This is a genomic window from Cytobacillus sp. FSL R5-0377 (assembly GCF_038004385.1).
Lineage (GTDB): Bacteria > Bacillota > Bacilli > Bacillales > Cytobacillaceae > Cytobacillus.
Genome location: NZ_JBBORA010000001.1, coordinates 2,062,314 through 2,074,650, shown reverse-complemented (window position 1 = coordinate 2,074,650; position 12,337 = coordinate 2,062,314). Strand labels below are relative to the sequence as shown.

At 43.1% G+C, this 12,337-nt stretch carries 12 protein-coding genes; 7 read left to right on the top strand and 5 right to left on the bottom strand.

The window, feature by feature from the left end:
- Positions 1 to 108 precede the first annotated feature (108 nt).
- The 3 genes from NSQ49_RS10660 to NSQ49_RS10650 all read left to right on the top strand — a co-directional run bounded on the left by NSQ49_RS10660 (position 109) and on the right by NSQ49_RS10650 (position 3,287).
- Positions 109 to 1,212 carry an SH3 domain-containing protein gene (locus tag NSQ49_RS10660; RefSeq protein ID WP_251284328.1) on the top strand — a complete coding sequence of 368 codons (1,104 nt, stop codon included), beginning with the start codon at positions 109 to 111 and terminating at the stop codon, positions 1,210 to 1,212.
- Positions 1,213 to 1,467: 255 nt separating this feature from the next.
- On the top strand, positions 1,468 to 2,124 hold the full coding sequence (locus NSQ49_RS10655; RefSeq protein ID WP_159870641.1) for a 5-bromo-4-chloroindolyl phosphate hydrolysis family protein: 657 nt from the start codon (positions 1,468 to 1,470) through the stop codon (positions 2,122 to 2,124).
- The gene (locus NSQ49_RS10650; protein WP_159870638.1) at positions 2,121 to 3,287 is read left to right on the top strand and encodes a toxic anion resistance protein; all 1,167 of its coding nucleotides are present in this window, start codon (positions 2,121 to 2,123) and stop codon (positions 3,285 to 3,287) included. Before NSQ49_RS10655 ends, NSQ49_RS10650 begins: the two co-directional genes overlap by 4 nt.
- Positions 3,288 to 3,339: 52 nt before the next feature.
- On the opposite strand, the gene NSQ49_RS10645 is transcribed toward NSQ49_RS10650, so the two are convergent.
- On the bottom strand, positions 3,340 to 4,998 hold the full coding sequence (locus NSQ49_RS10645; protein WP_251284327.1) for a PAS domain-containing sensor histidine kinase: 1,659 nt from the start codon (positions 4,996 to 4,998) through the stop codon (positions 3,340 to 3,342).
- A gap of 196 nt (positions 4,999 to 5,194) precedes the next feature.
- Here NSQ49_RS10645 and NSQ49_RS10640 point away from each other — a divergent pair, with 196 nt between their 5' ends.
- The 4 genes from NSQ49_RS10640 to NSQ49_RS10625 all read left to right on the top strand — a co-directional run bounded on the left by NSQ49_RS10640 (position 5,195) and on the right by NSQ49_RS10625 (position 7,990).
- Positions 5,195 to 5,425, top strand: a complete 231-nt coding sequence (locus tag NSQ49_RS10640; RefSeq protein ID WP_159870632.1) for an excisionase family DNA-binding protein — start codon at positions 5,195 to 5,197, stop codon at positions 5,423 to 5,425.
- A gap of 91 nt (positions 5,426 to 5,516) precedes the next feature.
- Positions 5,517 to 6,077: an FAD-dependent oxidoreductase gene (locus NSQ49_RS10635; protein WP_159870611.1), complete on the top strand. Its 561-nt coding sequence runs from the start codon at positions 5,517 to 5,519 to the stop codon at positions 6,075 to 6,077.
- A 152-nt stretch (positions 6,078 to 6,229) separates the two neighbouring features.
- A complete protein-coding gene (locus NSQ49_RS10630) occupies positions 6,230 to 7,198 on the top strand; it encodes a DMT family transporter (RefSeq protein WP_251284326.1) in 969 nt (322 codons plus the stop codon).
- Positions 7,199 to 7,312: 114 nt separating this feature from the next.
- Positions 7,313 to 7,990: a DUF421 domain-containing protein gene (locus tag NSQ49_RS10625; RefSeq protein ID WP_159870578.1), complete on the top strand. Its 678-nt coding sequence runs from the start codon at positions 7,313 to 7,315 to the stop codon at positions 7,988 to 7,990.
- A 26-nt stretch (positions 7,991 to 8,016) separates the two neighbouring features.
- Here NSQ49_RS10625 and NSQ49_RS10620 read toward each other — a convergent pair whose 3' ends face one another.
- The 4 genes from NSQ49_RS10620 to NSQ49_RS10605 all read right to left on the bottom strand — a co-directional run bounded on the left by NSQ49_RS10620 (position 8,017) and on the right by NSQ49_RS10605 (position 12,337).
- A complete protein-coding gene (locus NSQ49_RS10620; protein ID WP_251284325.1) occupies positions 8,017 to 8,979 on the bottom strand; it encodes a D-2-hydroxyacid dehydrogenase in 963 nt (320 codons plus the stop codon).
- A 164-nt stretch (positions 8,980 to 9,143) separates the two neighbouring features.
- The gene (locus NSQ49_RS10615) at positions 9,144 to 9,491 is read right to left on the bottom strand and encodes a hypothetical protein (protein ID WP_159870572.1); all 348 of its coding nucleotides are present in this window, start codon (positions 9,489 to 9,491) and stop codon (positions 9,144 to 9,146) included.
- 398 nt (positions 9,492 to 9,889) lie between these two features.
- On the bottom strand, positions 9,890 to 10,708 hold the full coding sequence (locus NSQ49_RS10610) for an MBL fold metallo-hydrolase (protein WP_251284345.1): 819 nt from the start codon (positions 10,706 to 10,708) through the stop codon (positions 9,890 to 9,892).
- Positions 10,709 to 10,882: 174 nt separating this feature from the next.
- Positions 10,883 to 12,337 carry a TerD family protein gene (locus NSQ49_RS10605; RefSeq protein ID WP_251284324.1) on the bottom strand — a complete coding sequence of 485 codons (1,455 nt, stop codon included), beginning with the start codon at positions 12,335 to 12,337 and terminating at the stop codon, positions 10,883 to 10,885.

The following is a 12,337-nucleotide window of genomic DNA, read 5'->3' as shown; positions in this document are numbered from 1 at the left end:
ATAAAATTTTTCCAGTCCCAAAGATGTAGACTTGAAGTTTGCGAATCTTTATTTTTAGAGTAGTCCGCAAAATTCGACAGATAAAATAAGGGATATGGAGGAAAGTGTATGGCAATTTTAAAAGGTTCATATGGAAACAGAGCTATATTAAAAGGGACTGTTGCAGCAGCTATTTTGGCAGGAGGAGTATTGTCACCGTCAATTCCAAGCTTCTCAAACGAGGCAGTGGCAGAAGCAGCTTCCTATTCTTACACAGTGGATGCAACAAGTCTGAATGTCCGCTCCGGTCCAGGGACAAATTACAGCCGAGTTGGGAGCCTGGCTCAAGGCAGCAGTATTCAGGTAATTGAACGTCTTGCAAGCGGCTGGTACAAAATTAACTACAATGGCAAAACTGGCTACGTCAGCGCCCAATATATTAAAACAAATGAAAAGCTTTACCGTGTGAATGCCACCTCATTAAATGTCCGGAAAGGCCCGGGTACCAATTACGGGAGAATAGGGTCTTTAAAGAACGGATCTATATTGAATGTTAGACATAAGGAAAGCAATGGCTGGTATAAAATTTCCTACAATGGCAGCACGGGTTATGTAAGCGGTGATTTTGTGACAGCCAGTGATGCCCGCTTGTCCAAGATCAATGTGCCGCTCATTGCCCAGCGGCCGGAACTGCCAAGCGGATGTGAAGTAACATCACTTGCGATGGCACTGAAATTTTATGGGGTCAATGTCAGTAAAACGACACTTGCAAATAAGATGCCCTATGACTCAACTAAGCTTGTAAGAAATGCAGACGGATCAATTAAAACCTGGGGGGATCCTGATGTCGGGTTTGTTGGAACTCCTTTTGGCAACGGGCATACGATAAACCCGGGGCCGCTGAAAAAGCTGCTTGACCAGTATCGTCCAGGTGGTGTGAATCTGACCGGAAAAGATTTCTCAGAAATTGAAAAGGCTGTTTCAGAGGGCAGCCCTGTACTGGCCTGGTTTACCATCAGCCATGAAATGCCTGCGAATAGAACCTGGAAAACGCCTGCCGGCAAAACGATCAGTGCCCCGAGGCCTCTGCACTGTATTGTTGTAACCGGTGTGGATGCGAATTATGTTTATTTCAATGACAGTGAAGCTGTTAAAAAAGATGACAAAATGCCAAAAGAGAAGTTCATTAAGATTTATAATGCCATGGGCAAGCGTGCACTGGCGGTTAAATAACCAAAAAGCACCTGCGGAAATTTCCGCAGGTGCTTTTTTTACAGAATATACGTCTCAGGTCTTAGGAAGGATTACTTTTGTGGTCTATGGCGGGTAAGCGTGTTATTTTATATTGTATAACTTGAGAAGTTTTTTAAAAGTGTTTTAATAGATTTAAGGATATATGCCTTTTTTGCTGAAAGATGTCTGTGGATGAAACTTTAGGTTTATGAATTACGTATTAATAAGTAGGACTATGAGTAGGAGTCGATAAATATGAATTCCTTTTTAGCATTTGCTTTTCGCCTGCTGACATCAATTCCATTATCTGTCAGTGTGTGGCTGGCCAGTTACTTTGCTTTCGGGCAAACATTTATTCTGTCGGGGGTTTATGGGGCTGGAGCCGGCCTGCTCACTTATTGGGCGGGAGGATTGATTCAGCGCCGCCGCTTTTTGAAAAAGCATGGATTGAAGAAAAGGGAATACCAATATATAAAGAGAAATCTTGATGAGGCACGCCGTAAATTAACCCGTCTGCATAAAGCGATGTTCTCCATACGGCACCTCCCGACGCTTAAGCAGCGCATGGAGTTCATGAGGGTGACGAGGAGAATTTACAGACTGACCAGAAGTGAGCCGAAACGGTTTTATCAAGCGGAGCAGTTTTATTTTTCCCATTTGGATTCGGCTGTGGAGCTGGCGGAAAAGTATGTGTTTCTGTCTTCCCAGCCAAGAAAATCGCGTGAACTGGATCAGTCCCTTCAGGAGACGAGACGTACTCTTGACGAACTTACCCATCATATAGAGGAAGATCTTCACCGGGTAATAGCAGAAGATATTGATCAGCTTCATCTTGAGATTGATGTTGCCAGGAATTCGATTGAAAAGATAAAAGAATCAAGAATTCATGATGAAAGCAGGAGATTAAAATGAACGAAGAAAAACCATCCCTGTTAAAAAGCACTGATTTAATGGATGACTTGCTGGCAGATCCCTTTGGGGAAAATCAGCAGCCTGTTTCATCGCCGCTGAATTCGGAAAAGCGGACAAGACTGATTGATGTGATTCCGGAAGAAAACCGTGAAAAAGCCTATCAGCTTGCAAAGCAAATCGATCCGGCCAATCACCAGGCGATGATCTCATACGGAACACCAGCTCAATCAAAGCTGTTATCGTTCTCCCATACCATGCTCGAGCATGTTCAGAAAAAGGATGTTGGTGAAGTGGGAACGATCATTAATGACCTGATGAAAAAATTCAGCGATGTGAATCCGGATGAGCTGAAGCCTGAGAAAGCCTCCTTTTTTGCTCGTATGTTCGGAAAGATTTCCGGTACTGTTCAGGAGGTCTTGTCCAAATACCAGAAAACAGGAGCTCAAATCGACCGCATCAGTGTGAAATTGGAAAGAAGCAAGAATGCACTTCTTTCCGACATTGTCATGTTAGATAAGCTTTACGAAAATAATAAAGAGTATTTTCATGCCTTAAATGTTTATATTGCGGCAGGTGAACTGAAGCTCGAGGAACTGCATGAAAAGACGATTCCCGAGCTGAAGAAGAGGGCGGAAGAGTCAAATGACCAAATGAAGTTCCAGGAAGTAAACGATATGATCCAGTTTGCCGATCGCCTGGATAAACGTCTTTATGACTTGAAGCTGAGCCGTGAAATCACGATTCAAAGTGCGCCGCAGATCCGCCTGATACAGAATACCAATCAGGCATTGGTTGAAAAGATCCAGTCTTCCATTATGACTGCCATCCCGCTCTGGAAAAACCAGGTGGCTATTGCCTTGACGCTTCTTCGCCAGCGCCATGCAGTCGAAGCCCAGAAGAAGGTCTCCAAAACCACCAATGATCTTCTATTGAAAAATGCGGAAATGCTGAAAGTGAATACAATTGAAACGGCACGCGAAAATGAGCGGGGCCTTGTTGATATCGAAACATTAAAGAAAACACAGGAGAACCTGATTTCTACTCTTGAAGAAACCTTGAGAATCCAGGAAGAAGGCAGGAATAAACGCCGGCAGGCAGAACACGACCTGGCCAATATGGAAAATGACTTGAGGCTGAAACTGCTGGAGATTAAGGGGAATTAAAAGAAGAGCGATGTTCAATCAAACGTTTGATTGAATATCGCTCTTTTGCTGCTTAAACGGTTAATCCAGTTTCAGTGGAAGGTGTTTGTTTTTTTACAGGGAGCTTGATGACAGCTTCTGTTCCTTTTCCTTTTTCGCTGTTGAAATGAATGGAACCATTATGGGATTGGACTATCTTGAAACTGACGGTAAGTCCAAGACCAGTACCCTTCTCCTTTGATGAATAAAAAGGTTCGCCGATTCTATTTAGGCGATCTTCCGACATGCCGCAGCCATTATCCTTAACGAGGATAGTCAGCTGTTGGTCTTCCTCCAGCAGTGTAACGGTTACCTTGCCGCCTTCTTTAGATGCCTCGATGGCATTTTTAATGATATTAATAAAAAGCTGCTTAAGCTGATTTGGTTCACATTCAATCATATAAACATTCGATTTTAACAGAAATTCAATCTGGACATTGTGCATGGTGGCTTCTGTTTTTAAAAGCGAAATGACATTGAACAGGATTTTTTGAACATCTGCTTTTGTAAAGCAAATATCCTGAGGCTTGGCAAGGAGCAGCAGCTCGCCGACAATATGGTTGATTCGGTCCAGTTCCTCCTGCATGATCTGATAATAGAACTGATGCTTTTCATCCTCCAGCTGCATAAGCTGCACAAAGCCTTTTAAAGATGTCAGAGGATTTCTGATCTCGTGTGCAACACTTGCAGAAAGCTCGCCAACCACTGAAAGCTTTTCAGTGCGGCGCAGTCTTTCTTCAGCCTGACGGAGCTTGGTCACATCTTTCCCATAGCCGATAATCCCGGCAATCTGACCGTTCACAATAAGCGGTAAAGCCGTGCATTGAATAGTAAGTTTGCTGCCGTTTTTATGAGTGAAATCAAACTCACAGATCTTTGGCTGTTTATCCTCAAGGATGGCTGTAAAATTTTTTAAGGCTTTTATTTTATAAGGGACAGGTATGATTTCACCTATACTTTTGCCCAGTGTTTCATCAGGGCTGTATCCTGTCACGGCTTTAAATTGGGGATTTACTTTTGTGATGGTGCCTTGAAGGTCTGTCATAAAGACAATCTCGGTATTATATTCAAACAAGGATTTATACTGCTGCTGGCTTTCGGCCAGAAGCTTTTCCACATGTTTTCTTTCTGTAATGTCCCGGCCGATAATGACCAGTCCCTTTCGGCTTCCGTCGGCATGGAAAAGTGGAACTTTGATGGTATCGAACGTTTTTTCTGTTCCATCAGGCAAAGGAATAACTTCTTCAATGCGGGTAATCTTACCGTTTATCCAGGTTTCTTCATCTGATTTTTCACAGTAGCGAAGTGCATCAGCATAAAAATCAGTGTACTCGGCAAGTTCTGAATCCTTCTTGCCTTTATAATCAACATTTTCGAGATTGAATAACTTAAGTCCAAATTCATTAGATTCAATCCAGCGGCCTTGACCGTCTTTAAAATTAACAAAGTCCACCATGGAATTGATTAAAGTGGAAAGCCTCTTTTCGTCTTCTCTTGAGGCGCTAAGCTCATCTCGTTTTCCTATAAAATAATAGAGCAGACATCCTGTAGCAGTGATGTACAGAAATTCTTTCGCTCTGAATAGAAAATTGACAAGAGAAGAAGGTTCAAGCATATGCAAAAGGTAATTAGTTCCGAATACCCAAATAAGGCTGATTATCATATATAAGCCCAATAACTTTTTTTTATTCATTAGCTTATATTTCTCCTGTTCTATTTGGCTGAAAAAAGCTGTAATTCAGTCAAATTAGTAATTTTCGCGTATAATAAAAGAAAATACAGGTTGAATATACACATTATTTACAGCTTCTATTCTATATGATTTTAGCAGAGTCTTCTAGGAAATTAGTAAAATCATATTATAAGGAAAAAGAAAGGGAAGGACAAGCATGTATCTGACCATTAAAGAAACAGCAGAATATTTATCATACCCTGAGTCATATATAGAAAGCCTGATTCAGCAAAAGAAAATACGCGCCATTTATGACGGAGAACAGTATTTAGTTTACAAGGAACAGTTTAATGCCCATCTAAAGCAGGTGGAAAAATACAGGGAGCTGGTGGAGGAAATTTTAAATGAGCCGATACCGGAAGACCTGGATATTAAAGATGAGGATTAACTAGGGTAATTTCCCTCCAATCACATTATTTTACAATTTTTATCAGTCTGGATAAACTAGAATTAAATAATGTGCAAAGGAGGAAATATGGATGTTTGATATTTTAATTGTGGGTGCAGGTCCTGCTGGTGCAAGTGCTGCGCTATTTGCCGCCAAATCGGGCAAGAAGGTAGTGGTTGTGGATAATGATAAAAGCATGACTAAACGGGCATGGGTTGAAAATCATTATGGCGTTATGGAAATCACTGGCCCGGATCTGATTGAAACAGGCAAAAAGCAAGCTGCAAAGTTTGGGGCAGAGTTCGAAGAAGGAACTGTAGAAACCATTGAAAAAACTGAAAGCGGTTTTACAGTTACAGCAGGAGAAAAATCATTTTCAGCTAGTCACGTGATCATAGCGGCTGGCGTATCTCTTGGTTTAGCCGAAAAAGCCGGTTTGAAAACAAAGGCAGGGACTGAGCCCCGCATTAAAACGGTTCTGGATGTTGATGCGGACGGAAAGACGAATGTTAATGGCATTTGGGCAGCCGGAACGATTGCAGGAGTCAGTGTCCATACAATCATTACAGCCGGAGACGGTGCAAAAGTTGCGATTAACGTAATCAGTGAATTGAACGGCGAGCGGTATGTGGACCATGATTTAATGAAGTAGAATTAAAGAAGGCTTGCATGGAGCAGCCTTCTTTTTTATTTATCTTTCTATCATCTCTGAGTTTATTTTGTCCAGAAGTGCGTTTTTCATTCCCGTATACTTTTACTTTTTAAAGCTTTAAATAGACATATTACCATTTGAAATATGATAAAATGATACAAATTATGAATTTGGATTTTTTGGAAAGAAGGATCGGTGTGAAGAACATAAAAACATACATTCTCCTCACCTCCATCATGGCTTTGTGGGGATTAAATGTCAGCATAATAAAGATTCTTGTCAGCTATTTTCCTCCCGTTTCGATTACGTCTCTACGGATATTAACTGCAGGCATAACTGTGTTTTTAATATTAGGCATAATGGGAAAAGTGAGGAAGCCGAGCTTAAGGGAAATCTCGTACATTATTTTTGGCGGCCTCCTGAGTGTGGTCAGCCACCATCTTTTATTGGCTATAGGCCTGACGGGGACAAGTGCGGTAAACGGAGGGCTTATATTAGGTGCGGGTCCTCTTTTAACAGCTATACTGTCTTCCATTCTGCTGCGCCATAAGCCTACAGGCATTCAGGTGCTTGGTTTTCTGCTGGGCGGTACGGGCGTGACTTTTATTGTTCTTTCCGGAAATAAAGGGATATCGAGCTTAACTCCGGGTGATTTCTTTGTGTTCCTGTCCATTCTTTCACAGGCTCTTAGCTTCATTGTAATCAGCAAAGCTTCGAAAACGCTTGATCCGCGATTGCTGACAGGCTATATGCTGGTTTTTGGAGGAGTGATCCTGTTTGTCATGGCAAATATTGTGGAACCTGGCGGCCTTCAGGGTTTATTAGAAGCCCCAGCCTATGTTTGGGCTGCATTTGCCGCATCTGCCGTATTGGCAACAGCTGTCGGCCATATGGTTTATAACACAGCCATCCGTAATATCGGGCCGGCAGAAGCCAGTATTTTTTTGAATCTGAATACTTTTTTCTCACTGGCAGGCTCAGCGCTGATCCTTGGTGAGATTATCACCATGAACCACTTGCTTGGACTGGTTCTTATTGTGGGAGGTGTCCTTTCAGGCTCAGGAGCATTGGAGGATTTAATTTTCAGGAAGCGGAGAAAAGAGAATAGCCAGTATATGTAAAGAGATCTCTTGAAATAGAGATCTCTTTTTTTTGCAAAAAGTGGAATAGGGGAAAAGGTGTATTCAAAGACCGTTAAAGGGAATAGAGAGGCTATAGAGAGAGGAGGAGAATGGATGTATTTATCAATAACAATAAAAATGGCTGTGGGGCTGGTTACGTTGTTAGCGGTAACCCGGATTCTTGGAAAGAAGGAGCTTTCACAGGTAACCCCGTTCGATTTTATTTATGCAGTTGTTCTTGGAGGGATTATTGAGGAAGCGATTTATGATGAAAAAGTAACTGCACTTCAAGTTATCTATTCGGCACTTTTATGGGGAGGATTTATTTATATCATTGAAATTATGGCAAAAAAGAAGAATATATTCAGAAGGATTTTAAAGGGCAGGGAGTCGATCCTGGTCAAGGATGGCAATCTGGATTTAAGAGAGATGGAGAAAAACCACCTTGAAATGGAGCAGCTGAGGACGATGCTGCGCCAGAAAGGAATTTTCAGCATGAAGGATGTCAAATATGCTTATCTTGAAACCAATGGAGGCTTAAGCGTAATGAAATACCAAACAGAAGGGCCAGTCACTCCTGAAATGATGAAACTTGATGTGAATGAAAAGAATCCCTCAACCTTGCTGATCGATGAAGGAGAGGTAGTGGAGGACGGCTTGACATTACTGGGCAAAGATGGGGAGTGGCTGAGAGAGTCCATTAAAACTGAAGGCTACCAAAATATCAAAGAAATATTCTGTGCGGAATGGTCGAAAGAAGAAGGGTTCTATATTGTAGCTTATAAAAAATGAGCCTTGCATCCGCAAGGCTCTCTCTATTAATATCCCTTTTTATAATCAACACGATTAATGTCTGGTATCCCGCTGGCTATATACTCTTTTAAATTGGGAATAAATATATCTTCAATCACACGCTTGTTATAATGTTCCGTTGATCCGGCTGTATGGGGAGTAACGATAACATTATCAAGCTCCCATAAAGGGTTGTCTTCAGAAAGCGGTTCTTTTTCAAACACATCAAGGCCTGCGCCGGCAATCTCGCCGTTCTGCAGTGCGCCGATCAAATCTCTTTCATTCACAATTTCCCCCCGGCCAATATTGATTAAGAAGGCAGAATCCTTCATGAGGGCAAACTGATCCGCTCCAAATAGCTGCCGTGTTTCCTGTGTAAGCGGAAGGGAAATGACAACATAATCACATTGCGGAAGCACATCGTTGAGCTGTCCGGATGTATACATTTCATCAATATACTCTTCAGGTTTTCCGGAATGGCGGACTCCAATCACCTTCATGCCGAATGCTTTGGCAATTTTGGCTGTTTCTTTTCCGATGGCTCCTGTGCCTATCAGGCCGAGGGTTTTATTATGTATTTCAAGCTTTAATCCGGAATGGTGCCATATTTTAGCTTGCTGATTTTTTACATATGTATGGATTTTGCGGGTAAGCCCCAGCATCAAAGCAAAAATCGTTTCTGAAATAGGATTGGCATGCACGCCATTTGCACTGGTAATCTGGATTCCCTGTGATTCCATATCTGCAAGAGGGAGGGAGTCGACACCAGCACTCCAGGACTGGAACCAGCGGAGCTTGCTGTTTCCCTCGAGGACCATCTCTTTAAGTTCCTTTTTCCATCCGGCGATAACTTCGGCCTTTTTTATTTCCTTTTGCCAGTTTGCGGAATCCTTGCCGGAAATGAACTCCCAATCGGGAATGGTTTCTTTTATTTTTTCAAGCTGAGCGGGTTCCAAGTCTCGTGTAATGATACAGGTTCTTTTTGTCATTTGTGTGCCTCCGTTTTATTTTTTGAAAAGTCGGTAAATATATCATAGTCTATAAAGATTAACTTTTCTATTAAAATGTAAAGACATGGACAATCATATAGAAGAAGGCAAATGTAAAGCAGACAAAAAACCCCGGGTGTAATGACACCGGGGAATTCTATCTATTAAGTGGGCTGAAAACCTATTAATTTGGCTTTTTTATCAACACCCAGCGTGGCCCTGTCCGGGAAAGTAATGACAGAGCTGATGTAATCCCAGCGGATCAGAAAATGGGTGACGCAATCTTCTTCCTTTTGCTGTTCTTCCGGAATGTTGGTGCCGTCTTCATCTTGCACCATTGTCCGTTTGAAGCAAGGGTTCTCGACCCAGATTCCCATGCTTTCTGTTTTGATCAGTTTAACAAGGTACCACTCATCGGGCTGAAAAATGCCTGTAATGGAACCGACGAGATCATTTGGAAAGTTCTTGAATTTTATTTGAATCTTTTTTCCTGCGAAATTTTCAAGATGCATATATGAACCTCCTGAACTATATAAATTCGTTTTTTTATACTCTTCCTTTTTTTGATTGTTTTAAACATAAAAAAGGAAGATCCACGAGGTTTGCGCGAACCTTGCTTGCTAATAGCAGGGTTTAGAGCCACTTGGAGAGGGAGAGCTGTCGGGGATGGAACTAATGGGTAGGAATAGAGCCACTCAAGAGAGGAAAAGTCGCTGTAAACGGAACTAATCAGCAAAAATAGGACCACCGATAGAAGGCACTATGCAGTCGCAGCGAATGGCATAGTTAGGCATTCGACATTAAATATTAATCCAGTGGCCCCTATGAAAATGAAAAATAGAAAAGGAATTGCCGTTCAAACGGCAATTCCTTTTATTTTCAAGAGAGTGGACCTGCTGTCAAAAGACATTTAGCGTTCCCCGTCCACATATTTCCCGTGGTCTGGAACGGCAATTTCATCAAACTCATTTACAAGTCTGGTGAGGCTCTCCCTTAATACGGCGGCAGCCATGGGAATACCGTGACCTGTTATGGCGACAGACGGCTGAAGGGCTTCAAGTTTCTGTACGGATGCCCTGGCCGCATCCCAATCTGTCGTCAGATAGCGGGGCGGGCCGCTGATTTCCTGTTCCTGGGTTAGGACACTGTATAAGGATTCCTGCTTTACTGTTACGAAAGCATCACCTGCAATCAGCACACGATCCGATTCCCTGAACAAGGAAACGTGGCCTGGAGTATGACCTGGTGTGTGGATCCATTTCCAGCCTTCCATTTGGGGAACACTTCCATCCTCAGGATAGGCCTGAACATGAGTTCCGAGATCGATGCCTTCATGCGGGAAAGTGGGGGACATCTTTGCGACAAGTCCTCCTTCAACACTCGCGTCAGGTTTGGGATAGTCCTGCTGACCTGTCAAAAATGGCATTTCCAGTGTATGAGCATAGACAGGAACCTGCCAGCGCTCTACCAAATCAATAATTGCGCCAACATGGTCAAAGTGGCCATGTGTAAGAATAATGGCTTTCGGTCTGGCGTTCTCTCCAAAAAGTTCTTCTGCTGCATCTATGATTTTCTCTGCAGATTTTGGCATGCCTGCGTCAACCAGAACCCAGTCGCCGGGCTTTTCTGATATTCGTACAAAACAAACATTAACAATCTGAACTGTCAGGCAGAAAACTCCATCTGCTTCGTTTACAATCATTCCGCTCGTGGAGGATGTCATGGGCATATAGCGTTCAGTTGATGAACTTTCCTTCAAAATATTACCTCCTTGTTGAGTTATAAATAACAGACCCCTTATCTTTTTGAGTATACCCGCATGTGAACTTTGTATGCGGCATATTCAGGAGGTGGAGGGAATAAATGAAAAAAGCTCTGCCGCATTATGGCAGAGCTTTGAAAATTATGATAGGAATTCATGCGGGTTTAACCCAAGTTCCATGCAGATTTCAGTTACAGCCTGTTTTTCATTTTGATCAAAGTTCCCATCGGCATAACCGATCGCGATACAATAACGGGCGACGAGGCGGGCGATCTCTGGCTTATTTCTTACCCGTCCAACTGCTTTGAAGGCTTCGGCCCGGCCGATGATTGGATCCATCTCAATCCGCTGGACAAACATATTGAATTGCTGTATCACTTTTTGGGTATCAAATACTTTTAATTCCTGGCTGCTGTTCACAAACTCAATCATCTTTTGGCGTTCAGACGGATCAAGCCTTCCATCTGCCATGCCGACAAGAGCGCATGAGGCAACAACGGCGTCGAGGACATCCTGGCTCTTGAATCGAGTAAACAGCTCCTGTGCACGGCGCTTTTGATCATTGGCCCACTGTGCATAATCCGTCTGATTAGGTGACCATGAGTTGCCGCAGGAATTACAGGTAAGCTTCAGTTGATTTTTACCAATAAATCCGCCAAGAAGTCCTACAGGGCCAAGGATGAGTCCTCCGATCGCTGCTTTTCCAAGTCCAAATCCCTTTTGGCCGGTACGGATGTTAGTGGATCCGCAGCGGGTACAAGCCATATTACCATCAGTATAGGATTGAGCCTGTACTGGCTGTCCAAAATCAGTTTGGCCTCCCATAGCAGGTGGCTGGGATGGAGGAGGGCTATATGTAGTCTGACTAACAGGCTGCCCAAAAGACGACTGACTGCTGCTGTAGCCTGAGTAAGTCTGCTGGCTTTGCTGTGGGCTGAATCCATTAGACGGCTGTCCGTAAGTTGCCTGCTGCTGAAATTGACTTTGACCGACTGACGGCTGCTGACTTGGAGCGGGCTCATCATCTACAGAAACACCGAAATTGCGGCATAGGGCAGCTAATCCTCCCTGAAACCCGCTTGCAATGGCATTGAATTTCCACTCGCCATTGTGCCGATAAAGCTCTGCAGCAACGATGGCTGTTTCAACAGTAAAATCACGGCCAAGATCGAAGCGCAGCAGTTCCTCGTTTGTCAGGGCATTAAAAATTCTTACATAGGCATTTGAAACTTGCCCGAAATTCTGTCCTTTCATCTGGGCATCATGAATGGTAATGGTAAACGCAATTCGATGGATATGCTGCGGCACCTTATTCAACTCGATGCGGATTTGCTCATCATCCCCGGCACCAGCTCCCGTTCTGTTATCACTGCTGTATAGAATTGATCCGTTTCCGCCGGAAGGGTTATTATAAAACACAAAGTCACTGTCACTTTGTACTTTGCCGGATGCGCCTGTTAAGAATGCTGAAGCATCCAGGTCATATTGAGATTGATTATGGCTGACATCCCAGCCCAATCCTGCCATTACAACCTGCAATCCAGGATTGGTTTTGGTCAAATCTACTTTTTGTCCCTTGCTCAATCGAACTCCCAC

What these genes read in the sequence shown, in the direction of transcription:
- NSQ49_RS10660 (WP_251284328.1), top strand. Translation starts at nt 109, where the DNA reads ATGGCAATTTTAAAAGGTTCATATGGAAACAGAGCTATATTAAAAGGG.
- NSQ49_RS10655 (WP_159870641.1), top strand. Translation starts at nt 1,468, where the DNA reads ATGAATTCCTTTTTAGCATTTGCTTTTCGCCTGCTGACATCAATTCCA.
- NSQ49_RS10650 (WP_159870638.1), top strand. Translation starts at nt 2,121, where the DNA reads ATGAACGAAGAAAAACCATCCCTGTTAAAAAGCACTGATTTAATGGAT.
- NSQ49_RS10645 (WP_251284327.1), bottom strand. Translation starts at nt 4,998, where the DNA reads ATGAATAAAAAAAAGTTATTGGGCTTATATATGATAATCAGCCTTATT.
- NSQ49_RS10640 (WP_159870632.1), top strand. Translation starts at nt 5,195, where the DNA reads ATGTATCTGACCATTAAAGAAACAGCAGAATATTTATCATACCCTGAG.
- NSQ49_RS10635 (WP_159870611.1), top strand. Translation starts at nt 5,517, where the DNA reads ATGTTTGATATTTTAATTGTGGGTGCAGGTCCTGCTGGTGCAAGTGCT.
- NSQ49_RS10630 (WP_251284326.1), top strand. Translation starts at nt 6,230, where the DNA reads ATGATACAAATTATGAATTTGGATTTTTTGGAAAGAAGGATCGGTGTG.
- NSQ49_RS10625 (WP_159870578.1), top strand. Translation starts at nt 7,313, where the DNA reads ATGTATTTATCAATAACAATAAAAATGGCTGTGGGGCTGGTTACGTTG.
- NSQ49_RS10620 (WP_251284325.1), bottom strand. Translation starts at nt 8,979, where the DNA reads ATGACAAAAAGAACCTGTATCATTACACGAGACTTGGAACCCGCTCAG.
- NSQ49_RS10615 (WP_159870572.1), bottom strand. Translation starts at nt 9,491, where the DNA reads ATGCATCTTGAAAATTTCGCAGGAAAAAAGATTCAAATAAAATTCAAG.
- NSQ49_RS10610 (WP_251284345.1), bottom strand. Translation starts at nt 10,708, where the DNA reads ATGCCCATGACATCCTCCACGAGCGGAATGATTGTAAACGAAGCAGAT.